The sequence below is a fragment of the Allorhizobium sp. DMC15 genome, assembly GCF_056314065.1.
In genome coordinates this window covers 422,348-448,137 of the sequence record NZ_JBQUZB010000001.1, presented here as the reverse complement: position 1 = coordinate 448,137, position 25,790 = coordinate 422,348, and the positions used below count along the sequence as shown (strand labels likewise).

The 25,790-nt window shown below is 62.3% G+C and carries 22 protein-coding genes, 1 tRNA gene, 1 riboswitch and 1 other annotated feature; of the genes, 8 read left to right on the top strand and 15 right to left on the bottom strand.

What is annotated here, in order from left to right:
* Nucleotides 1–76 precede the first annotated feature (76 nt).
* Nucleotides 77–1,999, top strand: coding sequence for a glycosyltransferase family 2 protein (locus ACT53S_RS02190; protein WP_476065769.1), 1,923 nt, complete (start codon nt 77–79; stop codon nt 1,997–1,999).
* Here ACT53S_RS02190 and ACT53S_RS02185 read toward each other — a convergent pair.
* Nucleotides 1,948–3,495, bottom strand: coding sequence for a VOC family protein (locus ACT53S_RS02185; RefSeq protein ID WP_476065768.1), 1,548 nt, complete (start codon nt 3,493–3,495; stop codon nt 1,948–1,950). The two genes, ACT53S_RS02190 and ACT53S_RS02185, sit on opposite strands and share 52 nt — an antisense overlap.
* A gap of 53 nt (nt 3,496–3,548) precedes the next feature.
* Here ACT53S_RS02185 and ACT53S_RS02180 point away from each other — a divergent pair, with 53 nt between their 5' ends.
* Together ACT53S_RS02180 and ACT53S_RS02175 are read left to right on the top strand one after the other, a co-directional pair.
* Nucleotides 3,549–4,103 (top strand): NADPH-dependent FMN reductase, encoded by a 555-nt coding sequence (locus tag ACT53S_RS02180; RefSeq protein WP_476065767.1) that lies wholly within the window; start codon nt 3,549–3,551, stop codon nt 4,101–4,103.
* Nucleotides 4,104–4,213: 110 nt separating this feature from the next.
* A complete protein-coding gene (locus ACT53S_RS02175; RefSeq protein ID WP_476065766.1) occupies nt 4,214–4,582 on the top strand; it encodes a YbhB/YbcL family Raf kinase inhibitor-like protein in 369 nt (122 codons plus the stop codon).
* Nucleotides 4,583–4,650: 68 nt separating this feature from the next.
* Here the strand turns inward: ACT53S_RS02175 and ACT53S_RS02170 are convergent.
* A tRNA-Gly gene (locus ACT53S_RS02170) sits at nt 4,651–4,724 on the bottom strand.
* 70 nt (nt 4,725–4,794) lie between these two features.
* Nucleotides 4,795–5,895, bottom strand: a complete 1,101-nt coding sequence (locus ACT53S_RS02165) for a 2'-deoxycytidine 5'-triphosphate deaminase (RefSeq protein WP_476065765.1) — start codon at nt 5,893–5,895, stop codon at nt 4,795–4,797.
* Between the two features lie 73 nt (nt 5,896–5,968).
* Nucleotides 5,969–6,047: riboswitch (SAM riboswitch) on the top strand.
* Between the two features lie 49 nt (nt 6,048–6,096).
* Between ACT53S_RS02165 and ACT53S_RS02160 the strand changes: the two genes are divergently transcribed.
* The 3 genes from ACT53S_RS02160 (at nt 6,097) to ACT53S_RS02150 (ending at nt 8,878) form a co-directional block, all read left to right on the top strand.
* On the top strand, nt 6,097–7,275 hold the full coding sequence (locus ACT53S_RS02160; RefSeq protein ID WP_476065764.1) for an O-succinylhomoserine sulfhydrylase: 1,179 nt from the start codon (nt 6,097–6,099) through the stop codon (nt 7,273–7,275).
* 189 nt (nt 7,276–7,464) lie between these two features.
* Nucleotides 7,465–7,857, top strand: coding sequence for a Co2+/Mg2+ efflux protein ApaG (apaG, locus tag ACT53S_RS02155; RefSeq protein WP_113377074.1), 393 nt, complete (start codon nt 7,465–7,467; stop codon nt 7,855–7,857).
* A 76-nt stretch (nt 7,858–7,933) separates the two neighbouring features.
* The gene (locus ACT53S_RS02150) at nt 7,934–8,878 is read left to right on the top strand and encodes an MYG1 family protein (protein WP_476065763.1); all 945 of its coding nucleotides are present in this window, start codon (nt 7,934–7,936) and stop codon (nt 8,876–8,878) included.
* A 75-nt stretch (nt 8,879–8,953) separates the two neighbouring features.
* Here ACT53S_RS02150 and ACT53S_RS02145 read toward each other — a convergent pair whose 3' ends face one another.
* From ACT53S_RS02145 to ACT53S_RS02125, 5 genes are all read right to left on the bottom strand, one after another.
* Nucleotides 8,954–10,423 (bottom strand): SulP family inorganic anion transporter, encoded by a 1,470-nt coding sequence (locus ACT53S_RS02145; protein WP_476065762.1) that lies wholly within the window; start codon nt 10,421–10,423, stop codon nt 8,954–8,956.
* Nucleotides 10,424–10,487: 64 nt separating this feature from the next.
* Nucleotides 10,488–10,543 (bottom strand) — a sequence feature (sul1 is cis-regulatory element that is thought to sense ions involved in sulfur or methionine metabolism; They are found in Alphaproteobacteria).
* Nucleotides 10,544–10,601: 58 nt separating this feature from the next.
* Complete coding sequence (locus ACT53S_RS02140) at nt 10,602–12,572, bottom strand: putative bifunctional diguanylate cyclase/phosphodiesterase (protein ID WP_476065761.1); 1,971 nt, start codon at nt 12,570–12,572, stop codon at nt 10,602–10,604.
* A gap of 136 nt (nt 12,573–12,708) precedes the next feature.
* Nucleotides 12,709–13,698: an Hsp33 family molecular chaperone gene (locus tag ACT53S_RS02135; protein WP_476065760.1), complete on the bottom strand. Its 990-nt coding sequence runs from the start codon at nt 13,696–13,698 to the stop codon at nt 12,709–12,711.
* Between the two features lie 121 nt (nt 13,699–13,819).
* Nucleotides 13,820–14,737: an ornithine carbamoyltransferase gene (argF, locus tag ACT53S_RS02130; RefSeq protein WP_113377070.1), complete on the bottom strand. Its 918-nt coding sequence runs from the start codon at nt 14,735–14,737 to the stop codon at nt 13,820–13,822.
* Between the two features lie 20 nt (nt 14,738–14,757).
* On the bottom strand, nt 14,758–15,954 hold the full coding sequence (locus ACT53S_RS02125; protein ID WP_476065759.1) for an acetylornithine transaminase: 1,197 nt from the start codon (nt 15,952–15,954) through the stop codon (nt 14,758–14,760).
* Between the two features lie 435 nt (nt 15,955–16,389).
* Here ACT53S_RS02125 and ACT53S_RS02120 point away from each other — a divergent pair, with 435 nt between their 5' ends.
* Nucleotides 16,390–16,923, top strand: coding sequence for a GcrA family cell cycle regulator (locus ACT53S_RS02120; protein ID WP_476065758.1), 534 nt, complete (start codon nt 16,390–16,392; stop codon nt 16,921–16,923).
* Between the two features lie 130 nt (nt 16,924–17,053).
* On the opposite strand, the gene phoB is transcribed toward ACT53S_RS02120, so the two are convergent.
* From phoB to phoR, 7 genes are all read right to left on the bottom strand, one after another.
* Nucleotides 17,054–17,737: a phosphate regulon transcriptional regulator PhoB gene (gene phoB / locus ACT53S_RS02115; RefSeq protein WP_062276616.1), complete on the bottom strand. Its 684-nt coding sequence runs from the start codon at nt 17,735–17,737 to the stop codon at nt 17,054–17,056.
* Between the two features lie 28 nt (nt 17,738–17,765).
* A complete protein-coding gene (gene phoU, locus ACT53S_RS02110) occupies nt 17,766–18,479 on the bottom strand; it encodes a phosphate signaling complex protein PhoU (protein WP_113377067.1) in 714 nt (237 codons plus the stop codon).
* 49 nt (nt 18,480–18,528) lie between these two features.
* Complete coding sequence (gene pstB / locus ACT53S_RS02105; RefSeq protein ID WP_476066619.1) at nt 18,529–19,314, bottom strand: phosphate ABC transporter ATP-binding protein PstB; 786 nt, start codon at nt 19,312–19,314, stop codon at nt 18,529–18,531.
* 35 nt (nt 19,315–19,349) lie between these two features.
* The gene (gene pstA, locus ACT53S_RS02100; protein ID WP_142073680.1) at nt 19,350–20,705 is read right to left on the bottom strand and encodes a phosphate ABC transporter permease PstA; all 1,356 of its coding nucleotides are present in this window, start codon (nt 20,703–20,705) and stop codon (nt 19,350–19,352) included.
* The gene (gene pstC / locus ACT53S_RS02095) at nt 20,702–22,162 is read right to left on the bottom strand and encodes a phosphate ABC transporter permease subunit PstC (RefSeq protein WP_476065757.1); all 1,461 of its coding nucleotides are present in this window, start codon (nt 22,160–22,162) and stop codon (nt 20,702–20,704) included. Before pstC ends, pstA begins: the two co-directional genes overlap by 4 nt.
* 66 nt (nt 22,163–22,228) lie before the next feature.
* A complete protein-coding gene (locus ACT53S_RS02090) occupies nt 22,229–23,269 on the bottom strand; it encodes a substrate-binding domain-containing protein (RefSeq protein WP_113377063.1) in 1,041 nt (346 codons plus the stop codon).
* Nucleotides 23,270–23,455: 186 nt separating this feature from the next.
* On the bottom strand, nt 23,456–24,664 hold the full coding sequence (phoR, locus tag ACT53S_RS02085; RefSeq protein WP_476065756.1) for a phosphate regulon sensor histidine kinase PhoR: 1,209 nt from the start codon (nt 24,662–24,664) through the stop codon (nt 23,456–23,458).
* Nucleotides 24,665–24,906: 242 nt separating this feature from the next.
* Here phoR and ppk2 point away from each other — a divergent pair, with 242 nt between their 5' ends.
* Nucleotides 24,907–25,788, top strand: a complete 882-nt coding sequence (gene ppk2 / locus ACT53S_RS02080) for a polyphosphate kinase 2 (RefSeq protein ID WP_142073875.1) — start codon at nt 24,907–24,909, stop codon at nt 25,786–25,788.
* Nucleotides 25,789–25,790 lie beyond the last annotated feature (2 nt).

The window sequence follows — 25,790 nt, the reverse complement described above, 5'->3', positions numbered from 1 at the left end:
TCCGGTGATGTTTATCAGGTTGGTTTGGACGAGGGAATACGGCCCGCGGCTGATTGCCGTGCGCCAACCACCAGCGGTGAGTACACAAGACCCGGACCAGAGCATCGCTCCCGGTTCGGGCACCACGGCGTCGCTTCGGGAAGAAGCCAGGCTTTTGCACACCCTCGGCATTTCGAAGCCGCTGCTGGCGCGCATGGCGCGCACCGCCATGCAGCGCGGAACGACGATCGAAGCCGAACTTCTGGCCAGCGGCGAAATCGACGAGGACGCGTATTTTGGCGGCCTCGCACGCATGTACGGCCTGCCTTTTCTGGCCGAGATTCCCAGCGAACTCGTGATCGATCACCGCGCCATCGACAGCCAGCTCGTCGAGCCGCGCATGCTTAGGCTGCATCATCCCGATCGTCCGCCGGTCATGGCGATCGTGCCGACCATCACCCAGATCGAGAGCATGGGTGCAAGGCTGAAACGCAGCGGGAGCCTCATCGAAGCCTGCGTCACCACCACACCTTCGGCGATCCGGCGGGCGGTCTGGCGGGTCGGCGAAGCACGACGGGCGCACAACGCCGTGCACCGGCTTTTCGACACGGCGCAACCGCTTTCTGCGCGCCTGGTAGTAACAGGAGATCAGGGTTTTCTCGCCGGTCTCTTGCTTTGCGTCGCGACCATCGCCGCGACCGTGGCACCGCATGTCAGTCTCGACCTCGCCCATTTCCTCGTCTCGGCCTTCCATCTCGGCGGCCTTGCCCTGCGTGTGTTCGTTGTCGCTTACGGTCAGAACCAGCCGCGGACAATAAAATCCGAGGACGGTGCCGGACCGTTGCCGGTCTATACGGTGATGGTCGCGATCTATCGCGAAGCGGCCGTCATCCCGCAATTGCTCGCAGCGCTCGATGCCCTCGACTGGCCCAAAAGCCGCCTCGACATCAAGCTGGTCTGCGAAGCGGATGACGAAGACACGCTGGCGGCCATCCGCGCGGCGCGACCGGGACCCCATGTCGAGGTGGTCGAGGTTCCCGCCATGGCTCCCCGCACGAAACCGAAAGCCCTGACCTATGCGCTCGCCGGGGCGCGGGGCAGCTTCGTGACGATCTACGATGCCGAAGACCGGCCGCACCCGCAGCAATTGCGGGAGGCCTATCAGAGCTTCTGTCTCGGCCCGCCGGACCTCGTCTGCCTGCAGGCGCCGCTGGTGATCGCGAATGCCGGCGAAAGCTGGATCAGTGCGATCTTCGCGCTCGAATATTCCGCCCTGTTCCGACGCCTTCTGCCCGCGCTCGGCTTTCATCGGATGCCCCTGCCGCTTGGCGGAACTTCCAATCATTTTCGCACGCGCGCTCTGATCGAAAGTGGCGGCTGGGACCCCTATAATGTCACCGAGGACGCCGATCTCGGCATGCGGCTCTACCGAATGGGCTACCGTGCCGCAACGCTGACGCTGCCGACATTCGAGGATGCGCCGGTGAGCTTCCGGGTTTGGGTCGGACAACGCACCCGCTGGTACAAAGGCTGGCTGCAGACCTGGCTGGTGATGATGCGACAGCCCGTCCGAACGGCACAAGAGATGGGCTGGATCTCCTTTGTCGTCTCGCAATTGCTTGTCGGCGGCATGCTGATTGCCGCGCTGAGCCATCCCGGCATGCTGGTCTTTGTTACGCTGTCGATCCTGTCGCTCATGCAAATACCGGCGCCGCAGCCCGGCGTGTTTACCTCCATGATGCTCGGCATCGACATCCTCAACATCATCGGCAGCTATGCGGTGTTCTTCGCGCTCGGCGCGACGCCGATGAGCGATCGCGAGAAGAAGGGCATGGGCTGGAAATGGGCGATGGTCCCGGTCTACTGGATGGGCGTGTCGCTTGCTGCGTGGAAGGCCGTGATCGAACTTCGGCTTCGGCCCTTCTACTGGAACAAGACGCCGCACAGCCCAAGCCGGGTGGCCATTGCTCAGCGCAAGAATTCTCTCGCCAGTCCCTCGTCTTCCTCCGAGAGATCGTGAGCGGCAGCCACGCGCGCGAAGGTGACCGCTGCGCCTGCCGCATCGAGGCGATCTGCAAGCCGCTCGGCGTGTTCCCGGTAGGGATCGTCGTTACCCGCCACGATCAACACTGCGGTTCCTGCGAGGTCGCCGCCCGACACGGCATCGAGAACCGGCATCGGTCGCAACAGGACCGCCCGGCGGACAACACCTGGATTGAGCTCGATCGCCGCCGCCAGCAGGTTGGCACCGTTCGAATAGCCGAGAAAGTCGGTCTTCTCGGGCAGCAAGCGGTAGGCCTCGACGGCCTGCTCGACAAAGGCGGAAAATGCAGCCGCTTCGGCACGGATATCCGCCTGGTCGAACTGCAGCGGCCCGAACCGGCGGAAGAAGCGGGCGACACCCTCCTCCGTTGCCCGACCGCGCAATCCGATCAAGGTCGCGGCCGGCAGCAGCTTGCGGCCAAGGGGCAAGAGGCTCGCCTCGTTGCCGCCGGTGCCATGCAACAGAACAAGCGTCGATCCGTCCGGGGCATCCGCTTCGTGGATGCGATGCACGAACGGCAGATCCCGATACAAAATGCGTGGCTCGCCCGGCAGGCCGAACTGCGGCAGCATGGGTACGATGTCCTCCCGACGGAGACGAAAATGGTCGGGAATGAACAGCTCGGTTCCCAGTTCATCCAACGACTCGTCGACCAAGAAGCCCTCCCCGTCATCGGTCGCAAGTTCGATCAATCCGCCGGCCGGTTCGCGGACATAGAGGGAATAGAAGTATTTGCGGTCGTGGACATTGACGGCATCGATCCCCTCGGCCGAGAGCGCCTTCACCTCGGCGTCGACAGCGGCGACATCCGGCAGGCGCAGCGCCACATGGTCGATGGCACCGGTCCCAGGGGCAGCCGGCCAGAAACCGGTCGCATCCCTCACATCGATGATCTGGCCGCTCTCCGAGGTCATTCTGGTGATGCTGCCCTGAGTGTCTGCCGCCACGAAGCCGCCGTGGCGGCTCAGAAACGCGGTCGTCTCGGCTGGATGCTCGGAAAGAAGCGTCGCGCCCCGCAAGGCGATGATCGCGTCGCCTATGTCGACACCTCTCAGGCCCCAGGGCGTGCCACCGGTAACCGCGCCGGTCCCGACCAGCTTGACGATGATGCCGTCCGGATCTTTCAGGCGCAGCACCGGCTCGCCAAATTCCATGAGCGGCCCTTCGGTGCCGATGCCGAACTGCAGCGCACGGGTCAGCCAGAAGCCGATTGCCGACGGACTGATGGCGAAGGCGATCTCACTCGCCGCACCATGGCCCACACGCCCCGGGGACCCGTCTTCCCAGGCGAGGAAGGAGACGAGCGAGCCGGGGCTCGCGACCGCATCGCCGTAAAAGAGATGCAGCTGTGCTGCATCCTCGAAACCGCCAGTGCGCTTGACGAGACGCAGGCCGAGAAAGCCGCAATAGAAATCGACATTGGCCTGGATCTTGCGGGTGATCGCCGTGATGTGGTGCAGGCCGCTGGTCATGCTCGTCTCCCTGTTCTACCCTCCCTTACAGCAAATCGAGACGAGGAAAAGACATGGTGACACTGCTCGGCATTTCGGGAAGCCTGCGCAAGGGCTCGCTCAACACGGCGCTGCTCAAGGCCGCGACAGAGATCAAGGGCGAGGGCTACACGCTGGAAGCGGCCGGCATTCAAGGCATTCCGCTCTATGACGGCGATCTCGAAGAGGCCGAGGGTATCCCGGCTGCTGTGACTGCGCTGAAAGACAAGATCATCGTCGCCGACGGCGTGATCCTGTTCACGCCCGAATACAACAACGGCATCCCCGGCGCCTTCAAGAACGCCATCGACTGGCTCTCGCGCCCGTCTTCCGACACGGCCAAAGTCTTCGGCGGCAAGCCCTTCGCCCTCGTGGGTGCCTCACCCGGCAACTTCGGCACGCTGCTCAGCCAGAATGCCTGGCTTAGTGTGCTGCACACGCTCGGCTGCCGGGTGTTTTCAGAGAAGCGGCTGATGGTGTCGCGGGCGCATACGCTCTTCGATGCCGAGGGTAACCTGACGGATGAGGCCACGGCCGAGCGGTTGGAGGATTTGCTGGCGGCGTTTGGGCGGTTTGCGGGGGAGAGGTAACCTCAGGCAGACAGAAAAAATCCGGAGGACAACAAGAAAAGGTTGAAACTGGCTTGAACTCAACCCTGCCCCTGCACAATGGCTCAGGGGAATGCAAAAAGGGGGAAACCATGCGCCTTATCATCCTAGTCCTTGCGTCTACCGTTCTGGCTGGTCCAGCGGCCGCAGAAATGAAAGCTAGTTTTGATTGGGGACCCACCTCAAAATGCTTCGACAGCAAGTCACCGCCTTTTCGAGTGTCGGGCGTTCCGTCTGGCACAGCCAAGCTCAGCTTTTCGATGACGGATTTGAACGCACCGGACTTCCGCCATGGCGGCGGCAAGGTGGAGTATTCCGGTCAGACCGACATCCCGTACGGCGCCTTCCGTTACAAGGGGCCGTGTCCTCCGCAACCGCATAAGTACCGCTTTACGATCAAGGCCCTGGACGCGAAGGGCAAGGAACTCGGCAAGACAACTGCTGCCAAGATATTCCCGTAGCCACGAGTGTTCCGCTAGCGGTCAAAGGACTGCTACATAACTCGTAGTCGATCCTCATGGGAGACAGCTGGAGCGGGTGAAGGGAATCGAACCCTCGTATTCAGCTTGGGAAGCTGCTGCTCTACCATTGAGCTACACCCGCGACGGGGAGAGGAATCCAACAGTTCGCCGCCGGTGTCAAGCGGCGGCGGCTGGGTTTGCCGGTGCCTTTGTTACTCCGGCAGGCGGAAATGCTTGGAGAGTTTCAACCCCTGCGCCTGGTAGTTGGAGCCGAGGCCCGTGCCGTAGAGGCCTTCGGGGCGTTCCTGCATGTGCTCGTAGACCAGGCGGCCGATGACCTGGCCGTGTTCGAGGATGAAGGGCACTTCGTGACTGCGAACCTCCAGCACAGCACGGCTGCCGGAGCCACCGGCCGGGGCATGGCCGAAGCCGGGGTCGAAGAAGCCGGCGTAGTGGACGCGGAATTCTCCGACGAGCGGATCATAGGGCGTCATTTCGGCGGCATAGAGCGGCGGCACGTGCACGGCTTCGTTCGAGACGAGGATGTAGAATTCATCCGGGTCGAGGATCAGTTCGTCGCGGCCGCGGCTGTGGAGCGGTTCCCAGAAATCCAGCACATCGTGGGCGCCCTTGCGGTCGACGTCGATGACGGATGTGTGGTGTTTGCCGCGATAGCCGATGAGGCCATCGGGTCCGGACCCCTTGAGATCGATCGACAGCGCGATGCCGCCGCCGGAGACGTTGGGCATGTCGCTCGCGACCAGCGTTTCGGCCTTGTGCAGGTCGAAAAGTTCGGCTTCTGCCAGCAGCGCATGACCGACGCGGAAGCGGATCTGCGACAGGCGCGAGCCACGCCGCACGATGATCGGGAAGGTGCGCGGGGAAATCTCCAGATAGAGCTTTCCCTTATAGCCGGCCGGCACCTTGTCGAATTCCTGCGCGTAATCGACCATCACGCGGGTGAAGATGTCGAGACGGCCGGTGGAGCTCTTCGGGTTCGCTGACGCCGAGATCTCGGCCGGCAGGTCCAGGCTTTCCATCAGCGGCACGATGTAGACGCAACCGGTCTCGAGCACCGCGCCGTTTTCCAGGTCGATCTCGTGCAGGGTCAGCCGCTCGAGCTTCTCGGCCACGGTGTGTCCCCGGCCCGGCATGAAGCTCGCGCGCACGCGGATCGCCTTGCCGCCCAACCGCAGATCCAGGCTCGCCGGCTGGATCTGGTCGTGGTCGAGCATGGCTTCGCTGATCAGCCGTCCCTGGCCGAACAAGGCGCCGATGGCGCGGTCCGCCAGAATGCCGGGTTTACTGGTCATTTTCTCTATCCTGTTTGGGCTCGACAAAACCAAAGCCCGCCAATTGACGCAAGGCCCGCGAAGGCGTAAGGCAGCCTTATCCCGTGGTGATTTGGCCGGTCGGCTTGCAGCCACGTTAAACAAGTGGCTAAATAGACCGGGTTACTTGTAAACCGGTCCGTTTTTCGCGACCGGTTTTTTTGTGTTCGAAAAGGCAACGGCATGAGCAAGAACTGGCGCCCGGCAACCCAACTCGTCCATGGCGGCACGCTGCGGTCTCCCTTCGGCGAAACCTCCGAGGCAATCTTCCTGACCCAGGGTTTCGTCTATGACAGCTCGGAAGCGGCGGAAGCCCGCTTCAAGGGTGAGAATGACGGCTATATCTACGCCCGCTATGGCAGCCCGACGAACGACATGTTCGAGAAGCGCATGTGCCTTCTGGAAGGTGCCGAAGATGCCCGTGCCATGGCGTCCGGAATGGCCGCCGTCGCGGCCGCCGTGCTCTGCCAGGTGAAGGCCGGCGATCATATCGTTGCCGCTCGTGCCCTGTTCGGCTCCTGCCGCTATGTCGTCGAGACGCTCGCGCCGCGCTACGGCGTCGAATGCACGCTGGTCGACGGCCGTGATCTCGCCAACTGGGAAGCCGCCATCCGGCCGAACACCAAGGTGATGTTCCTGGAAAGCCCGACCAATCCGACGCTCGAAGTTGTCGACATTGCCGGCGTGGCGAAACTCGCCAATCAGGTCGGCGCCAAGCTGATCGTCGACAATGTCTTTGCGACGCCCCTCTTCCAGAAGCCGCTGGACCTCGGCGCCCATGTCGTCGTCTACTCCGCGACCAAGCATATCGACGGCCAGGGCCGCTGCCTCGGCGGCATCGTCTTGTCGTCGAAGGAATGGATCGACGAGAATCTGCACGATTATTTCCGCCACACCGGCCCTGCCATGTCGCCGTTCAATGCCTGGACGCTGTTGAAGGGCATCGAAACCCTGCCGCTGCGGGTCAAGCAGCAGACGGCGAATGCCGCCGCGATTGCCGATTTCCTGGCCGAGCAGGGCGCGGTTGCCAAGGTCATCTATCCCGGCCGCAAGGACCATCCGCAGGCCGATATCATCGCCAAGCAGATGACCGGCGGCTCGACGCTTGTGTGCTTCGAGCTGAAGGGTGGCAAGGAAGCGGCCTTCAAGCTGCAGAATGCGCTCGAGATCATCAAGATTTCCAACAATCTCGGCGATGCCAAGAGCCTGATCACCCATCCGGCGACGACCACGCACAAGAACCTGACCGATGAGGCCCGTGCAGAGCTCGGGATCTCCGGTGGAACGGTGCGTCTGTCCTGCGGCATCGAAGACACGGCGGACCTGCTGGAAGACTTCGGTCGAGCGCTGAAAGCGCTTTGACACTCGGCGAACTTCGTCGAAATCCAAAAATATTCAGCCGCAGCTTGGACTGCGGCTGGCCAACCGGCCTTGACGCACACAGTTGCGACGTTATCCCATGCTATAGTTACACTTGACGCTTCGGCGCGTATTGTCGTCGTCGGAGTTTCATGTCGTCATGAACGCAGGCAGATTTCGCAGGGCCCAGGCATGTATCGCGCACTGACACGGGACATCGAGGTTCGGGTCGAACCTTACTATCTCGAGGAACAGTCCGACCCCGATGACAGCCGCTATGTCTGGGGTTACCGGATCGTTATCTCCAATCATTCGCGTTCGACTGTCCGGCTCACCCATCGCTACTGGCACATCACCGACCAGAATGGTCAGGTCGACGAGGTCAGCGGCCCCGGCGTTGTCGGAGAGCAGCCGCGGCTCGATCCCGGCGACAGCTACGAATATTCCTCCGGCTGCCCGCTCGATACGCCATCGGGCATGATGTATGGCAGCTATCGCATGGAGACGGACGACGGCGAGACCTTCGACGTCGATATCCCTGCTTTCTCACTGGACAGTCCGGGCATGCACCGAACGCTGAACTAGGACGGGTTGAGTTCAGTCTCTCCTGACGCTATCAGAACGGGGCATCCGCGATGATCAGCGAAAGGTAAACTAAGGCATGAAGCCCGACTTTCTTGTCACCCACAATGGTGGCTTCCATGCCGACGAACTCCTTTCCAGCGTCATCCTCACACGGCTGTTTCCCGAGGCGCGCATCGTGCGCAGCCGGGCGGCGGAATGGATCACGCCCGGGTCGGACCGGATCATCTACGACGTTGGCGGGCTCTACGATCCGCAGGCGCAGATCTTCGATCATCACCAGCGAGGCGCGCCGCTGCGCGAAGACGGCCAGCCCTACAGCTCGTTCGGACTGGTCTGGAAGCACCATGGCCGCGCCTATCTTGCCGCGCTGGGCGTGCCGGAAGCCGATATCGAGGTGGTGCATGGCGACTTCGACCGGAAATTCGTCCTGCCGATCGACCTCATGGACAATGGGGCGCTGAATCCCGCCAGCGCAGGGCCGCTTGCCGGGTTGACGCTGCCGAGCCTGCTCGAGACCTTGAAGCCAGTCTTCGACGAGAAAGATGCCGACGCCGAAGATCGGGGGTTCCAGGCTGCCCTTGCCATTGCGCGTAGCCTGGTCGAAGCGGGCATCGCGCAGCGGGCCGCAAAATCTCGGGCTGAGGCGCTCGTGACCGCCGCAATCGCCGAGACCGGCGACCGCCGGGTCCTGGAACTGCCTTATGGGATGCCGTTCCGCCCGGCGATCGTGAAAGCGGGTGCGGACCATCTTCTGTTTGTCGTTCACCCTCGCGATCGCGATTGGTGCATCACCGGCATCCGGCAGGCGGAGGAAGGGTTCGAACTGCGGGCCGATCTGCCGGCCGCCTGGGCAGGGCTCAGCAACGGCGACCTCGAAGCCGTCTGCGGCGTCAAGGGCGCCACCTTCTGCCACAACGGACGCTTCATCGCCGCAGCTTCCACCCGTGAGGCGATCCTCCGCATGGCGGATCTCGCCGTCAAAACGGCACTGGCCGAACAAGAAGTGATCGGCGAGACCTGAGAGCCCGACGGTCCGACCGCTCCTCCGGAGGCGCATGCCGCCGCACGCGGTGGCCGCTTCACATTGCGTCATCCGTCAGGCGAGATCGGGTTCACCCGAGGATCCGAGCCGGTCGAGCAGGGTGGCGCTGGCGTGGTTCAGCCCCAGTACGTCAACCGGAATGGCATGGGCACGGAAGCGCTGGGTAACCTTGTCCAGTGCAGCGACGGCTGTGATATCCCACAAATGCGCGTGGGTAAGATCGATCACCACGCGCAGGTTCTCCGCCTCTCTGATGTCAAAGGCATCGACGAAGAGATCGGCGGAGGCGAAGAAGACCTGTCCGGACACCCGGTAGGTGAGGATGCCCGCAGCGGTGTCGACGACCCTGTCGACCGCCAGCAGACGCGCAACCTTGAAGGTGAAGAAGACACCGCTCAGAAGCACGCCGACCGCCACGCCCAATGCCAGATTGGCGGTGAAGACGGTCACGAGTACCGTTGCCACCATCACGGCGCTCGACATTTTGGGATGAACGACCAGGCTGCGCAGCGAGGACCAGTCGAAGGTATCCACCGACACCATGATCATGATCGCGACGAGAGCCGCGACAGGCACCTGTGAGACCCATGGCTTCAGCAGCACCATCAGAACAAGCAGCAATGCGCCTGCAAACAAGGTCGACAGACGCCCCCGTCCACCATATTTCACATTGCTCACCGTCTGACCGATCATGCCGCAACCGGCAATGCCGCCAAAGAGACTGGCGGCGACGTTGGCGAGACCAAGGCCCGCCGACTCGCGGTCCTTCGAGCTTGGGGTATCCGTGAGGTCGTCGACAACACTCGCCGTCATCATGGATTCCAGCAAGCCTACCATCGCGATTGCCAGTGCAGGGCCAGCAATGATCCGGAACGTTTCCAGCGTCAGCGGAACGGCAGGCCAGGAGAAGGTCGGCAGCGATTCCGGCAGGTGACCGAGATCCGCAACCGTCAGCACCGGCAGGTTCAACGTCGACGCGCCGATCGTCAGCAGCAGAATGCAAAACAGCGGCGACGGGATCGCCCTGGTGAGCCGCGGTACGAGGTAGATGATTGCGAGACCCGCTGCGATCATGGCATAGTTCAGCCAGCCGCCATGCAGGATATGCGGCAGCTGTGCTGCAAAGATCAGGATCGCGAGCGCGTTGACGAAGCCGGTGCGGACCGAATTCGACACAAACCGCATGAGGACCCCGAGCCTCAGGATGCCAAAGGCAATCTGGATCAGGCCAGCCAGCAGGCCCGCGGCCAGCAGATAGGGAAGTCCGTGCGCGGCCACCAATGGCGCCACGACGAGCGCGACAGAGCCTGCGGCTGCCGAAATCATCGCCGGGCGACCGCCGGTAAAGGCAATCACGATGCCGATCACGAAGGAGGCGGCGAGGCCGACCTCCGGGTCGACGCCCGCGACGAAGGAGAAGGCAATCACCTCGGGAATGAGGGCGAAAGTCGCGACAGCACCGGCAAGCATTTCACGCAAAGGGTTGGCGGACCACTCGCGACGGTAAGCGATAAAAGATGTCATGAATAACCACAGAATAGGACAACGGGCCGGGACAAGCCCGACAGGGAGAGGGTTGCGTTGCTGAGGTTGTCTGGCGGATCGGCGGCCAGAAGAGCCACCCGGATTTTCACCGGGTCCAAGTGGATGCAGGCTTCCTACCCCCTGGGAACCGCGAAGGCAAGTCCGACCAGACCGCCGGTCAGGCGACCGTCGCGGCATCGCCGGCTTGATCGGCCGCAAGAAGCAGGCTGAACACGTCGCGCTGCGTCATCGGCGTGCCGAACAAATATCCCTGTATCAGTTGCGGCGAGAGAGGCGTCAGCGTCCGCATCTCCTCTTCGGTTTCGACACCTTCCAACACGCATCTCAGATCGAGATTGCGGCACAGGGTGATGATGCCAGCCACGATCTCGCGGGAGGTGGCGCTCTGGGCAACCTTTCGCACGAAGCTCTTGTCGATCTTCACCTTGTCGAGGGGCAACTGGTCCAGATATTCGAAACTCGAATAGCCGGACCCAAAATCATCAAGCGCAATCTTGAAGCCAAGCGCAGATAGATCCTCGAGCAGCACGCGGGCTGCGTCGATGTCCTTCATTACGGCCGTTTCGGTGATCTCGAGCTCCAACCGAGCCGGGACGATCCCACGCGCAGCCACCTGGGCGACGAGCGAGAAGATGAAGGCACGATCCGCCAGATCCTGGGCCGAGAGATTGAAGGAGATGGTGATCTCGTCGGGCCACAGATCGACAGCGTCGAGCGCCTTGCCAAACAGCACCCGCGTCACGTTCTGGATGAGACCCGCCCGCTCCGCGGCCCGGATGAAGCGATCCGGGCGGACGAGACCCAGTGTTGGACTTTGCCAGCGGGCGAGCGCTTCGAAGCTCACGACCTTCTTGCGGGTAAGATCGAATTGCGGCTGGAACAAGAGATAGAGTTCTTGCTCCAGATTGGCTTCGCGCAGAGCCCGCTCAAGGGCGAGGGACTCCCGCATTTCCGTGTCCTGGTCATCGGTGAAGAGCACCGTATGCCCCCGGGCGAACTGCTTGCCTCGGTAAAGGGCGAAATCGGCCTTCTCGTAGATCTCGCGAGCGGTCGTACCCATGGTCGGGAAGCGGGCGAAACCAATGGTACCGCCAAGGGTCAGTTGCAGCGGTTGCATCTCGTAAGGACGGCTGATGTCGGCGATCAGAGCATTGCCGAGCGTCTCCACATCGGTCGCTTCACGGCTGCCGATAACGAGGACGGCGAACTCGTCGCCCCCGATACGACCGAACTGGATGTCGTGACCGCTGCGATCGCCGAGCCGATCCACCACCTCGCACAGCACACGGTCTCCGACCGCATGACCATAGATGTCGTTGATCGACTTGAAGCCGTCCAGATCGAGGATCCCGAGCCAAAACGGCGTCTTTCCTTGGACAAGCGTATCGATGCGGGCAAAGATCGAGCGACGGTTGGCGATCCCGGTCAGGCTGTCGAGGGCCGCCAGCTGGTCGGCAAAGAGGCGGGCGTCGATCTGGCGCAGGATTGCCTTGCGCAGAAGGGTCGCCATGCCGAGCGAGGCAAAGGATGTCGCGACGCCGATAAAGGTGAACTGGTAGGCAATCTCTGGCGACGCTTTCTGGGCAAACCAGAACATGCTGGCGATGGAGACGACGACGCTTGCGAGCGTTGCCCGCAACGTAACCCCGGTCGTCGAGAAGACAACGGCCATCAGCACGAAATAGATCAGCTTCTGCTCTTCGAAGTGCAGCAGCATGTAGGCCACGACATTGCCGTACATCAGGGCGTTCGTCGCGAGACCGACAGCTTCAAGCCGCGCAAGCGGTGTGCGACCGGCCGGGAGAAGAACCCAGCGGAACACTGCATAGGCAATCGCCGTTGCGAGGCTCAATCCGCCAAGGATCAGCAGGTGGATCCCTGTTTCGTCTCCCCAATGCCCCCAGGTAACGAAGAGATAATAGGCACAGCCCGGCAGCAGGAAACCCCGCACGATCGGGCGGTATGCATCCGCCATGGCCCGACGGCGGGTAGCGCTGGTCCAGGCATGATACTGGCTCTTCAGGCTGTTCAGCAGGACGGCGGGTGTCCAGATGGCCGCAGGTTCGACCGGGTCAGCGGGCGCGGTCAGTGCGCCTTTCGCCGGAGATTTACGAGCATGCAATCCCATCGTCATCCTCAAACCAGGTCTGAAGACAGAGTAAGGGAAGCCTATTTAGAATACATGAATGGCCCGATATCCCCGGCACACGGCATGCCGAGGACAAGCGGCAGCGGCGCGAATGCGCCGGCTGCGGGGAACCACATTACACCGGCGTGAACTCGTCCGGCGCGTAGTGGTAGCTGGTCGAGCAGAACTCGCAGGTGACGGTGACCCGACCGTCCTCTGTGCTGGAGTCGATCTCCTCGGCTGAGAAGCCCTGCAGCACACCCTTGATCTTGTCACGCGAGCAATTGCAGCGATCCAGCACCGCCTGCGCAGGGAAGGCGCGCACACCGCGTTCGTGGAACAGCCGGAACAGCAAGCGTTCAACACCCACCTGCGGATCGGTCAGCTCGTCGGCATCAATCGTGTCGACCAGCATGCGCGCTTCTTCCCAGGCCTCGTCGCCATGCAGTTCGGCGTCGCGGTCGTCACCGTCCCCGCCATGCAAATCCGGATGCCGCATGCGTTCCGGCGCTTCCGGCAGGAACTGCGCGATCAGGCCACCGGCGCGCCAGGTCCGGCGCGGTTTGCCGTTCTCGTCGCGGTCAAAGAGTTCGGCAGCCCCCAGGCGCACCCGCGTCGGGATCTGCTCCGACTGACGGAAATAGACGCCGGCAATATCCTCCAACGACGTTCCGTCGAGCGGCACGATGCCCTGATAAGGCTGCATGAAGGAGCCCTGATCGATGGTGAAGGCGAGCACGCCGGTGCCCAGCAACTGTTCCGGCGACGAGCGGCCGGCGGCAACGGCGTCGGCCAGCGCCTGTTCGTCGAAGCGGGCATAGGCGCGGACGTTTTCCGGCGTGGTGAAATCGGCAACCAGCAGGTCGACCGGACCATCTCCCTTGGTCTGTACCGTGAACTTGCCCTCGAACTTCAGCGAGGTGCCGATCAGGACGGTCAGCACAATGGCTTCCGCAAGCAGACGCGCGACCGGCTGCGGATAGGCGTGGCGGTCGAGAATGGTGTTGATCAGCGGCCCGAGCTGGACGGCGCGACCACGCACGTCGAGCCCTTCGACCTGAAAAGGCACCACGCTATCGTCACCGGCGAAACCGAATTCGCCGAGTTCTGCTTGTCTATTCGACATGAATGTACTCCTGGCGTAGGAACGCCCACTCGCAGGGCCTGAGCAGCCCGATCAGAAAGCGCACAGATGGGATCACCTGCGCCAAAGGTCAAGACATCGCCCTGCCCGCTTGCCCCGCGCCTCAGATGGCGCCGAGGCACCAGGCGAGAATGGACTTCTGCGCGTGGAGGCGATTTTCCGCCTCGTCGAAGACCACCGACTGGGCGCCGTCGATCACCTCGTCCGTTACTTCTTCGCCGCGATGGGCCGGCAGGCAGTGGAGGAAGAGCGCCTCGTCCTTGGCCTTCTTCATCAACTCGGCATTGACCTGGAACGGCTGAAAGACGTTGTGCCCGCGCGCCTTGTGCTCCTGGTTCATCGACACCCAGGTGTCCGTGATCACCGCGTCGGCGCCGGCAACGGCACGGTCGGCATCATGGCAGAGCATGATCTCGCCGCCATTGTTGCGAGCCCAGTTGAGAATCTTGTCATCAGGCTCGGAGCCCAGCGGCACGGCCATGTTCATCTTGTAACCGAAGCGAGCAGAGCCCTCGACCAGCGAATGCAGGACATTGTTGCCGTCACCCGTCCAGGCGAGCGTCTTGCCGGCGATCGGGCCACGATGTTCCTCGACCGTCAGAATGTCTGCCATGATCTGGCAGGGGTGGGTGAGGTCGGTAAGCGCATTGATAACCGGCACGGTCGCATGCTCGGCCAGTTCCAGCAAACGTGAATGGTCCGTGGTGCGGATCATGATCGCATCGACATAGCGCGAAAGCACCTTGGCGGTATCGCCGATGGTTTCGGCGCGGCCGAGCTGCATTTCGGTACCCGACAGGAACAGTGTCTCGCCACCCAACTGACGCATGCCGACATCGAAGGACACGCGGGTACGGGTGGATGGCTTCTCGAAGATCATCGCCAGCATCTTGCCGGCAAGCGGCTTGTCGGCGTTGCCGGCCTTGGTCGCCTGCTTGCGGCTGCGCGCGTCGTCCAGCATGTGACGCAGGTCCTGCGCTGAAACGGCGGAGAGATCGAGGAAATGCTTCGGGGATGCCATGAGTTTTACCTGTCTTGACCTTACGCGGTTACTGCGGTCTTGGCCCGGATCTGTTCCGCGGCGCGCTCGATGCGGGCGATGCCCTCGCGGGCCTCGGCGGCGCTGACCGTGAGCGGCGGCAGCAGGCGGATGACGTTATCGCCGGCGGGAACGCCAAGCAGATGCTCGTCCCGCATCGCCATCAGTAGCTCGGTGTTGGGCACCTTAGCCTTCATGCCGAGCATCAGGCCTTCACCGCGGACCTCCTCAATGACATCGGGATAGCGATCGCTGAGCGACGCCAGCCCCTGACGGAAGACAAGCGCCACATCCCGGACATGGTCGAGGAAGCCCTCGGCCAGCACGACGTCGAGCACGGCATTGCCGACCGCCATGGCGAGCGGGTTGCCGCCATAGGTGGAGCCGTGGGTGCCGGGCTTCATGCCGTAGGCGGCCTCTTCGGTCGCCAGGCAGGCGCCAACCGGGAAACCGCCGCCGATGCCCTTGGCCACCGCCATTAGGTCGGGCGTGATGCCGGCCCATTCATGGGCAAACAGCTTGCCGGTCCGGCCGACGCCGCACTGCACTTCATCGAGGATCAAAAGCAGACCGTGCTCATCGCAAATCGCGCGCAGGGCCTTCAGCATCTCGACCGGGATCGGCCGGATGCCACCTTCCCCCTGCACGGGCTCGACCAGGATACCGGCCGTCGCTTCGGTGATGGCGGCCTTGACGGCATCGAGATCACCGAACGGGACCTGGTCAAAGCCGGGCGCCTTGGGACCGAAACCTTCCAGATACTTTTCCTGGCCACCCGCCGCGATCGTCGCGATGGTGCGTCCGTGGAAAGCGCCTTCCATCGTGATGATGTGGAACTTCTCCGGATGCCCCTTGGCGAAATGGTAGCGGCGAGCGGTCTTGATCGCGCATTCCAGCGCCTCGGCACCCGAATTGGTGAAGAAGACGCGGTCGGCGAAGGTGACGTCCGTCAGGCGCTTGGCCAGCTTCTCCTGACCCGGCACTTCATAGAGGTTCGACAGGTGCCAGACCTTGTCAGCCTGGTCCTTGAGTGCGCCGACCACATGCGGGTTACCATGGCCGACCGAAGTCACGGCGACACCGGCTGCAAAATCGAGATAGCGCTCACCGGTCTCGGTGATCAGCCACACGCCCTCGCCTCGCTCGAAACGCAGGGGCGCCCGATTGTAGGTCTGATAGAGCGGCGTAGCGTCTGCCATGGCGATTGCATTCCTTCTGCATGCCCGTGCTTTCGACGGGACCGAGCCCGGCGGGCCCGAAACAATTAAAAATGCCGCCTTGCGGCGGCGTCGGCACTATCTGCATTTAACCCTGCAATGTCAACGAAACTTGCGGGATCTCGGCGGTCCGGCACAAAATCCGGCTTTCGACGCACGCGAGTGCCGGAAGGCGATTCCACCTGTTGCATACTTGACTCACTCGGGAAGCAAGTTGGGGAAAACCGGAAAATCGATTCCAGATGATTCCGGCGACTCTTGTCACAGAGTCGGCCGACCTCTAGGTTAAATTTCATTAAGAGATTGCATGCGGCGGAAGTGATCACCGACAGTTACGAGGCGGTTTTGTTTCGAATTCGTTCGAAGCAACGGTGACGGATTCTGCCATGACACACGCGAGCGGCGGAGAAGTATGGCATGAATTGGACTGATGAGCGGGTTGAAAAACTCAAGCGTCTCTGGGCCGAAGGCCTGAGCGCAAGCCAGATTGCAGCACAGTTGGGTGGCGTAAGTCGAAACGCGGTGATTGGTAAAGTGCACCGGCTGAACCTGCCTGGTCGTGCGAAGGCCGGCGGCAGCTCCTCAGCAGCGCGTCCTGCCAAGCGCACCGCCGCACCCCAGCGTCCGGCGAACTTCCAGGCTCGCCCGGCAGCAACCGCTACCCGGACCGTGACACGTGCGGCCGGCGCGACCCTTCTCAAGGAAGAGATCGAGGTCGAGACCTTCCAGGAAGTCGAAGTCAGCCGTCCGCTGAACGTCGTCGTGCCGATCTCGCGCCGCCTGGCGCTGACGGAGCTCACTGAGCGCACCTGCAAGTGGCCGATCGGCGATCCGATGAAGGACGATTTCCATTTTTGTGGTTGCGAAATCAGCGACGCCTCGCCCTATTGCACCTATCATGCGAAGCTCGCCTACCAGCCGGTCAGCGACCGCCGCAAGGCCGCTCGTTAAGACGAGCGGACGATCACACAGATTTTGGATGGGTCCTTCGGGGCCCGTTTTCTTTGGGCCATGCGCCAAACGAAAGGGCCGCAACGGATGATCCGTGCGGCCCTTTCGTTTGCGTCAAGTGATTGAAGCTTCAGGCTTCCATTGAATAACCCGCACCTCGAACGGTCCGGATGACATCCTGCATGTTGGAGAAATTCAGCGCCTTGCGCAGCCGCCCGACATGCACGTCGACGGTGCGTTCGTCGACATAGATGTCGTGGCCCCAGACGCCGTCGAGCAGTTGCGAGCGCGAGAACACCCGGCCGGGCGAGGTCATCAGGAATTCCAGGAGGCGGAACTCGGTCGGGCCGAGACGGACTTCGCGGCTCTTGCGATGGACGCGGTGGGTTTCCCGGTCGAGCTCGATGTCACCACAGCGCAGGACACTCGACAGCACTTCCGGCTTGGCCCGACGCAGCATCGCCTTGACGCGCGCCATCAGTTCCGGTGTCGAGAAGGGCTTGACGACATAGTCGTCGGCGCCGGTCGCAAGACCCCTGACCCGTTCGCTTTCCTCGCCCCGTGCCGTCAGCATGATGATCGGCAGGCGCTCCGTTTCCGGCCGGACGCGCAGGCGGCGGCACAGCTCAATGCCCGAGACGCCCGGCAGCATCCAGTCGAGGATCAGCAGGTCCGGCACCCGTTCCTGCAGACGGATCTCGGCCTCGTCGCCGCGCAGGATCGTTTCGACCTCATATCCTTCCGATTCCAGATTGTAGCGCAGGAGGACGCTCAGCGCCTCCTCGTCTTCCACCACGGCAATCTTCGGCTGCATCAGACCATCACCTCGCTGTGGCCAAGGCTCATTCGGTGATCGCACCGACGGAAGACGTCAGGTCTTCCTTCGGCCGTTCGCCTTCCGGCGGCGCACCTGTTGTCATGTAGTAGATGGTCTCGGCGATGTTGGTCGCGTGGTCGCCGATGCGCTCGATGTTCTTGGCGCAGAAGAGAAGATGCGTGCAGCTGGTGATGTTGCGCGGATCTTCCATCATGTAGGTCAACAATTCGCGGAACAGCGAGGTGTAGATCGCATCGATCTCCTCGTCGCGGTCGCGGATCGACTTGGCCTTTTCGGCAGAGCGGGTCGTGTAGACGTCGAGCACTTCCTTGAGCTGGGCAAGGGCCAGATCGGACAGATGCTCGAGGCCGCGGGCGAGCTTGCGCGGAACGCCCGTCGCCTGGATGGCCACAACGCGCTTGGAGTTGCTCTTGCCGAGATCGCCGACGCGTTCGAGGTCGGAGGCAATGCGCAGGGCGCCGATGATTTCACGAAGGTCGGAGGCGACCGGCTGACGCTTGGCGATGGTGACAACGGCCTTCTCGCCGATTTCCTTCTCCATCGAGTCCATGATGACGTCGTCGGAGATCACCTTCTGTGCAAGGGCGGCGTCGGAATTGACCAGCGAGCGCACGCTTTCGGCGACCATCTGTTCCGCCAGACCGCCCATCTCGGAGATGCGGCGCATCAGAAATTTCAGTTCCTCGTCGAAGGCCGAATAGATGTGTGAGGAAGCCATAAGCCAGATCCTTGATTGTAAAGAGAGCCAGGGTATGCGCTGAGATCGCTCAGCCGAAGCGGCCCATGATGTAGTCTTGCGTGCGCTGATCGTCCGGGTTGGTGAACATCTTGTCCGTGTCGTTTTCTTCGACGAGTTCGCCCAGATGGAACATGGCCGTGCGCTGGGAGACGCGGGCGGCCTGCTGCATCGAGTGGGTGACGATCACGATCGTGTAGTTCTCGCGCAGTTCGTGGATCAGTTCCTCGACTTTGGCGGTCGCGATCGGATCGAGTGCCGAGCAGGGTTCGTCCATGAGGATGACTTCCGGGCTGACGGCGACGGCACGGGCGATGCAGAGACGCTGCTGCTGGCCACCGGAAAGACCGGTACCGGCCGCATCCAGGCGATCCTTGACTTCGTTCCAGAGGCCGGCCTTCTGCAGGGCGGTCGAAACGATCTCGTCGAGATCGGCCTTGTTCTTGGCCAGGCCATGGATGCGCGGACCGTAGGCGACGTTCTCGTAGATCGACTTCGGGAACGGGTTCGGCTTCTGGAAGACCATGCCCACCTTGGCGCGCAGCTGCACCGGATCGACCTTGGCGTCGTAGATGTTTTCGGCATCGATCAGGATGTTGCCCTCGACGCGGCAGCTGGCGATCGTGTCGTTCATCCGGTTGATGCAGCGCAGGAAGGTCGACTTGCCGCAGCCCGATGGGCCGATAAAGGCGGTCACCGAGCGCGGACGGATCTCGATGTTCACGTCGCGCAGGGCCTGCTTCTCGCCGTAGTAAACCTGCACGTCGCGTGCGGTAATCTTGGATTCAGTCATTGTCGGTGCTTTCGTCGTCGTCATCTTTGTCGAGAGATTGTTCATCATCATACACCCCCTTACCAACGGCGCTCAAAGCGGCGACGCAGAATGATTGCGACCAGGTTCATCAGGATCAGGAAGACCAGCAGGACGATGATGGCACCGGAGGCGCGCTCCACGAAAGCCGGGTCACCGCGCTGGGTCCAGTTGTAGACCTGCACCGGCAAAGCCGAGGCGGGCTGGAAGAAACCATCCGGCGGACCGGCGGGGAATTCCTTGACGAAGGCGACCATGCCGATCAGGAGCAGCGGAGCCGTTTCGCCGAGCGCACGGGCGAGACCGATGATCGCACCGGTCAGGATGCCCGGCATGGCGAGCGGCAGCACATGGTGGAAGATCGACTGCATCTTCGAAGCACCGACGCCGAGGGCGGCATCGCGGATCGAGGGCGGTACGGCCTTCAGCGCAGACCGGGTGGCGATGATGATGGTGGGCAGCGTCATGAGGGTCAGGACCAGACCGCCCACGATCGGCGCCGATTGCGGCAGACCGGCGAAGTTGATCAGCACGGCAAGACCGAGGATACCGAAGACGATCGAAGGAACGGCCGCAAGGTTGGCGATGTTGACCTCGATGAGATCGGTGAACCAGTTCTGCGGCGCGAACTCTTCGAGGTAGATCGAGGTGGCGACACCGATCGGCAGCGACAATGCCAGGACGATCAGCATCATATAGGCCGAGCCGATGATAGCCACGCCAAGGCCGGCGGCTTCCGGACGTGTGTCCGAGGCGTCCGCCGAGGTGAAGAAGGACCAGTTGAACTTCGTCACCAGAATACCGGCCTGCTTCAGCGTGTCGGCGAGAACCAGTTGCTCAGGCGAAATGTTGCGATCGAGCTTGGCGCTCTCCATCGTTACGCGGCCCTTGTAGTAGCCGTCGATACGGCCGGCTGCGAGCAGGTCAAAGGAGACCGTCTTGCCGATGACCGACGGGTCGGCCAGCACATAGTTGCGCAGGTTGGCCGGGGCGTCCTTGGAGACGAGTTCTGCCACGGACTTGGGCGTAAGGCCCTCGGCGGCGAGCCCCTTGGCAGCGATCGTGTCACCGAGTGCCTTTTCGATGAGCGGCGCGTAGCCGAAGGTGGATACCTTCGCGATGGCGGCGCGATCACCGGTGCCAGAAGGATCGAGCTTGGCCGGATCCAGATAGACGTCGATCGTGATGTAGGTCTGCTGGAAGGATGACAAGCCGTTGGTCAGGATCGATGCCAGCAGGCCGACGAGCGCGATGATGCCGAAGGCGACAGCGGCCTTGCCGAGCAGGCGGAAGCGGGCTTCGGCGGCATTGCGCTTGCGGGTCCGTTCGTCGACGCTCAGAAGAGACTTGGCCTGCCCCTTTGCAGCGGGGGCTCCGAATGCGGTGAGGTCGGTCATTCGTACTGCTCCCGGTACTTACGGACAATGTAGAGGGCGATCACGTTCAGGAGGAGCGTGATGACGAAAAGGGTGAGGCCGAGCGCGAAGGCGACCAGGGTCTCGGGGCTTGCAAATTCGGTGTCGCCCGTCAGCTGGCTGACGATCTTGACCGTCACCGTCGTCATCGCCTCGAAAGGATTGAGATCGAGCTTGGCCGAGGCCCCTGCCCCGAGCACGACGATCATGGTCTCACCGATCGCGCGGCTGGCGGCGAGCAAGACGGCGCCGACAATACCCGGAAGGGCGGCTGGCAGGACCACCTGCTTGATGGTTTCCGACTGGGTGGAACCCAGCGCATAGGAGCCGTCACGCAGCGCCTGGGGAACGGCATTGATGATGTCGTCCGACAGCGAGGAAACGAAGGGGATGATCATCACGCCCATGACCAGGCCGGCGGTCAGAACGGAGGAGGACGAGCTTCCGAGACCCATGGGCTGGGCGAGCCAGTCGCGCAGGAAAGGACCGACCGTCACGAGTGCGAAGAGACCGTAGACGATGGTCGGGATACCGGCCAGCATTTCGATCGCTGGCTTGACGATGCTGCGGGTCTTCGGACCGGCATATTCCGACAGGAACACCGCGATCATCAGGCCGATCGGAACGGCAATGATCAGCGAGATCAGCGAGACGTAGAAGGTGCCCCAGAGAAGCGGCAGAATGCCGAGGTCGGAGCCACCGCGGAACTGCGGGTTCCAGACCGTCGAGAAGAAGAAGTCCTGCGCCGGGTAGATGGTGAAGAAGACGTAGGTCTCGACAACCAGCGAACCGACGATGCCGACCGTGGTCATGATCGCCACCAGCGAGGAGATCATCAGGATCGCCTTCACGAAGCTCTCGCTGATGTTGCGGGCACGCAGTTCGGGGTCGATGCGGATATAGGCAAGCGGCAAGGCGCCAATGGCGAGCGCGAAGACCGCGATGGTCATCAGCAACTGGCTGAAATCGATATCGGCACGGTAGGCCTTGGCCGCCTCGAAGACTTCCGCCGGAACGTCCGCACCGAGCGCAATGCCAGCGGCGGCAAGACGGCTGCGAATATTGTCTGCGTCCAGCGCCTTGATGTCGACGTCGGCACCGGCCTTCGCATCGGCTTCCCGCAGCACGGCGAGGCCGTCGCCGATGCGGCGGACATCCGCCATCACGAGGCTGTGTGCGCCGCCTTGCGGGACAGACGCATCCGTGATCATGCCGCTGATGCGAGCGTCGATGATGGGATGCTGCAGGGTCAGCCAGAGCATCAGCAGGATCAGCGCCGGGACGGCGGTAATCAGGGCGACCGTCTGGCCGTAGAAACCGGGAAGAGAATGCAGCTTTCTGCCGCGTTCGGCCGAGAGGGACATCGCCCGTCGGCGTCCCAGCGCGTAACCGATCGCCGCAAGGGCCAATACGCCCAGGATGATGATACTAACGTCCATTTTGCCCCGCCATGCCTTCGGAAACGAAAACCGGCGGCACTGATGTGCCGCCGGTCAGATCGAGCCTTAGTTCAGCGGCGCCATCGGCGTGCGAGCCTTGACGGCTGCCTGCGTCTTGGCCAGCTCCGGATCCGAAACCAGACCGTAAGCTGCGAGCGGACCGTTCGGGCCGGCGATTTCGTCAGAAACGAAGAACTCTACGTATTCCTGGAGACCCGGGATAACGTCGAGGTGAGCGTTCTTGACGTAGAAGTAGAGCGGACGCGAAACCGGGTATTCGCCCTTGGCGATGGTTTCAACCGACGGAACGACGCCTTCCATGGTGGCAACACGCAGCTTGTCGGTGTTGTTCTGGTAGAAGGACAGGCCGAAGACGCCGATGGCGTTCTTGTTGGCCGCGATGCGAGCCAGCGTTTCCGGATAGTCGCCGTCGATGTCAACCGAGACGCCATCGGTGCGCAGAGCGTTGCAAGCCTTCTTGGCAGCATCCTTGTCGCCATTGTTGGCGGCGAGCAGAGCTTCCAGCGTGCCGTCCTTTTCGCAGCCGGCTTCGATGACCTTCACGTCGAAGACTTCGCGGGTGCCGTGCTTGGTGCCCGGGATGAAGGCGAGGATCGGCTGCGCCGGCAGGTCGGCGCGGATCTCGTTCCAGTTCTTGTACGGGTTGTCGACCAGCTTGCCGTCCTTGACGACCTGAGCTGCAAGGGCGCTGTGCCAGTCAGCTGCGGTGAAGGCATATTCCGGGCCGCTGATTTCAGAGGCGAAGACGATGCCGTCGTAACCGATGCGAACTTCCTGGATGTCGTTCACACCGTTGGTCTTGCAGAGTTCGATGTCAGACTTGCTGATGCGCGACGAGGAGTTTGCGATGTCGATGGTGTTCTCGCCCACGCCTTCGCAGAGCTTCTTGCGGCCGGCGCCAGAGCCGCCACCTTCAACAACCGGCGTGCCGAAGTCGAAGTTTTCGCCGAAGGCTTCGGCAACGATCGATGCGTAGGGCAGAACGGTGGAGGAGCCAGCGATCTGGATCTGGTCGCGGGCGACTGCTGCGCCGGCGAAGGCCACGGTGGCCGCCAAGGCAGCGAGGGAAAGTTTCAGAGCGGTCATAATCATCTCCCGGAATGGGCTTGTGTGTCTTTGCGGCCGAGCGGCGTCTGCCAAGCTCCGGCAGCTGCTTCATAGCGGCTCTCAGCTCACGCTTTTATGTCAGTTGGATGAAACATTTGTGACACCTCATCTCATTGAAAAAACTATCTGTTTTTCAACGCAGTCATGTCAGAGCAGAGTTTTATGTCAAAATCGGACGGTAAACTCGCTGCCGACGCCCAGTTCCGACTTCACGATCAGGCGGGCGCGGTGGCGCGTGAGAATGTGCTTGACGATCGCAAGACCGAGACCCGTCCCCTTTTTCGAGCGACTGTCCTCTACATTGACCCGATAGAAACGCTCCGTCAGGCGAGGAACATGTTCGGCCGGAATGCCCGGCCCGTGGTCTCGGACGCGAACTTCCGTGCCCAGGCCAGGCTCGCGGCGCAAGACCACGTCGACAAACTTGCCTTCCTGGCCGTATTTGCAGGCATTCTCCATCAGGTTCTCGAAGACCTCGACCAGTTCGTCGCGCTCGCCCATCACCTCGACCTTTCCCTCCGGCAGATCGAGCCGGATCTCGACACCGAGATCTGCGGCCAGGGGGGCAAGACTGTCCCGGACATGACCGAGCACCGGCTTCAGGTCGACCATCTGATCAGGCGGCAGATGCGCCTTGAGTTCGAGGCGCGACAGCGACAGGAGATCGTCGACGAGACGGCTCATGCGGTTGGCCTGATCGAGCATGATGGCCAGGAAGCGCTCCTTGGCCTTGGCATCATCTTTCGCCGGCCCCTGCATGGTCTCAATGAAGCCGCGCAAGGAGGCGAGCGGGGTGCGCAATTCGTGGCTGGCGTTCGCGACGAAATCGCTGCGCATCCGGTCGAGCCGGCGCAGTTCGGAAATGTCGCGGAAGGAGAGGAGATACAGAGGGCGCCCGTCAGCCTCCACAGGTGCCACGCGCACGATATACACACGCTCCGACGGTAGCCGCTCCGAATGCTCGATCTGATTGGGGGTTGCCGTCTCGATCGTCTCCCGGATCATGTCGAGGATACCGGGAGAACGCCAGCGGGCGGAGACATGCTGGCCCTCGCCGAGATCACCGAAGGCACGCTCGGCCGCCGCGTTCTGGGCAAGCAGGTCCGCCTGCGCGCCCATCACGATCACCGGCATGTCGAGCGCCTCGATTGCAGCGCGGATCGAGGGCAGCGGATCGACGGGCATGGCTGGCTGCAGGCTGGCAATCGTTGGGCCGCCATCATCTTCGGCGCGCGGGTCGACCACGATGACGAGGCCGACCAGCAGCACGAAGAGCACAAGGGCATATCCTGCCGCCGCGCCCGAGTACCAGGCCGCCACGGCCATCAGCGCAGAACCGACGATCGCCAGCCAGCGCGAGAGCAAATGCCTCATGGGGCGGCGCCAGCCGCTGCTCTCACCGTTTTCTGCCACCTGCAACGCACCTCGCGCTTCACCCATGCCAAGCCTGATAAAGGTGATTCATGACAGAAGTTCCGGTGGCCTGCCATGGCGGGCGGCGCTTTATCCCCGCCGACATCCTGTTGCGCTCCATCTTGGATGCCGGCCTTGCGCTCTATCTTCGCATGCGCTCAATTATCAAGGACAAACAGGGCCAGTGGAGCCGGAGGAAGACCATGGATACGCAAAGCCAGAGCCGTGCCGTCACCTTGAAGATCCGCGGCAAGGAGCGGATCTTCGACATCGACCTGCCAGACCTGCCGGATTGGATCGAGGACGCGGCACTGAAGTCCGGCGGCTTTCCCTATGACAAGAAGCTCTCGGAAAAGGACTATGTCGAGGAACTGACCCAGTTGCAGATCGAACTGGTGAAGGTGCAGTTCTGGATGCAGAAGACGGGACAGCGCGTCATGGCGCTGTTCGAAGGCCGGGATGCCGCCGGAAAGGGCGGTGCGATCAGCGCCACCCTCGCTTACATGAACCCGCGCTCCGCCCGTGTCGTCGCACTGACCAAGCCGACAGAAACGGAAAAGGGACAATGGTATTTCCAGCGCTATGTCTCGCATTTCCCCACCGCCGGAGAATTCGTGCTCTTCGATCGGTCCTGGTATAATCGCGCCGGGGTCGAGCCGGTGATGAACTTTTGCACGCCGGAGCAATACGAAGCCTTCCTGAAGCAGGCACCGCGCTTCGAGAAGCTGATCGAGCAGGAAGGCATCCACTTCTTCAAGTTCTGGCTGGATACCGGGCAGGAAATGCAGCTCAAGCGCTTTCACGATCGGGCACATGATCCGCTGAAATGCTGGAAGCTGTCACCCATGGACATCGCCGCCCTGCACAAGTGGGACGACTACACCCAGAAGCGCGACCGTATGTTGAAAGAAACCCATACGGAGCGGGCTCCCTGGACGGTGCTGCATGCCAACGACAAGCGCCGGGCACGGCTGAACCTGATCCGCCATATCCTTCTGTCTCTGGACTACGAGGGCAAAGACAAGGACAAGATCGGCAAGCTGGACAAGAAGATCATCGGCAGCGGCCCGGGCTTTCTCGACTGAGA

Excerpts from the sequence above, each read along its gene's own strand:
- ACT53S_RS02185 (WP_476065768.1), bottom strand. The coding sequence starts at position 3,495 with ATGACCAGCGGCCTGCACCACATCACGGCGATCACCCGCAAGATCCAG.
- ACT53S_RS02180 (WP_476065767.1), top strand. The coding sequence starts at position 3,549 with ATGGTGACACTGCTCGGCATTTCGGGAAGCCTGCGCAAGGGCTCGCTC.
- ACT53S_RS02175 (WP_476065766.1), top strand. The coding sequence starts at position 4,214 with ATGCGCCTTATCATCCTAGTCCTTGCGTCTACCGTTCTGGCTGGTCCA.
- ACT53S_RS02165 (WP_476065765.1), bottom strand. The coding sequence starts at position 5,895 with ATGACCAGTAAACCCGGCATTCTGGCGGACCGCGCCATCGGCGCCTTG.
- ACT53S_RS02160 (WP_476065764.1), top strand. The coding sequence starts at position 6,097 with ATGAGCAAGAACTGGCGCCCGGCAACCCAACTCGTCCATGGCGGCACG.
- apaG (WP_113377074.1), top strand. The coding sequence starts at position 7,465 with ATGTATCGCGCACTGACACGGGACATCGAGGTTCGGGTCGAACCTTAC.
- ACT53S_RS02150 (WP_476065763.1), top strand. The coding sequence starts at position 7,934 with ATGAAGCCCGACTTTCTTGTCACCCACAATGGTGGCTTCCATGCCGAC.
- ACT53S_RS02145 (WP_476065762.1), bottom strand. The coding sequence starts at position 10,423 with ATGACATCTTTTATCGCTTACCGTCGCGAGTGGTCCGCCAACCCTTTG.
- ACT53S_RS02140 (WP_476065761.1), bottom strand. The coding sequence starts at position 12,572 with ATGGGATTGCATGCTCGTAAATCTCCGGCGAAAGGCGCACTGACCGCG.
- ACT53S_RS02135 (WP_476065760.1), bottom strand. The coding sequence starts at position 13,698 with ATGTCGAATAGACAAGCAGAACTCGGCGAATTCGGTTTCGCCGGTGAC.
- argF (WP_113377070.1), bottom strand. The coding sequence starts at position 14,737 with ATGGCATCCCCGAAGCATTTCCTCGATCTCTCCGCCGTTTCAGCGCAG.
- ACT53S_RS02125 (WP_476065759.1), bottom strand. The coding sequence starts at position 15,954 with ATGGCAGACGCTACGCCGCTCTATCAGACCTACAATCGGGCGCCCCTG.
- ACT53S_RS02120 (WP_476065758.1), top strand. The coding sequence starts at position 16,390 with ATGAATTGGACTGATGAGCGGGTTGAAAAACTCAAGCGTCTCTGGGCC.
- phoB (WP_062276616.1), bottom strand. The coding sequence starts at position 17,737 with ATGCAGCCGAAGATTGCCGTGGTGGAAGACGAGGAGGCGCTGAGCGTC.
- phoU (WP_113377067.1), bottom strand. The coding sequence starts at position 18,479 with ATGGCTTCCTCACACATCTATTCGGCCTTCGACGAGGAACTGAAATTT.
- pstB (WP_476066619.1), bottom strand. The coding sequence starts at position 19,314 with ATGACGACGACGAAAGCACCGACAATGACTGAATCCAAGATTACCGCA.
- pstA (WP_142073680.1), bottom strand. The coding sequence starts at position 20,705 with ATGACCGACCTCACCGCATTCGGAGCCCCCGCTGCAAAGGGGCAGGCC.
- pstC (WP_476065757.1), bottom strand. The coding sequence starts at position 22,162 with ATGGACGTTAGTATCATCATCCTGGGCGTATTGGCCCTTGCGGCGATC.
- ACT53S_RS02090 (WP_113377063.1), bottom strand. The coding sequence starts at position 23,269 with ATGACCGCTCTGAAACTTTCCCTCGCTGCCTTGGCGGCCACCGTGGCC.
- phoR (WP_476065756.1), bottom strand. The coding sequence starts at position 24,664 with ATGAGGCATTTGCTCTCGCGCTGGCTGGCGATCGTCGGTTCTGCGCTG.
- ppk2 (WP_142073875.1), top strand. The coding sequence starts at position 24,907 with ATGGATACGCAAAGCCAGAGCCGTGCCGTCACCTTGAAGATCCGCGGC.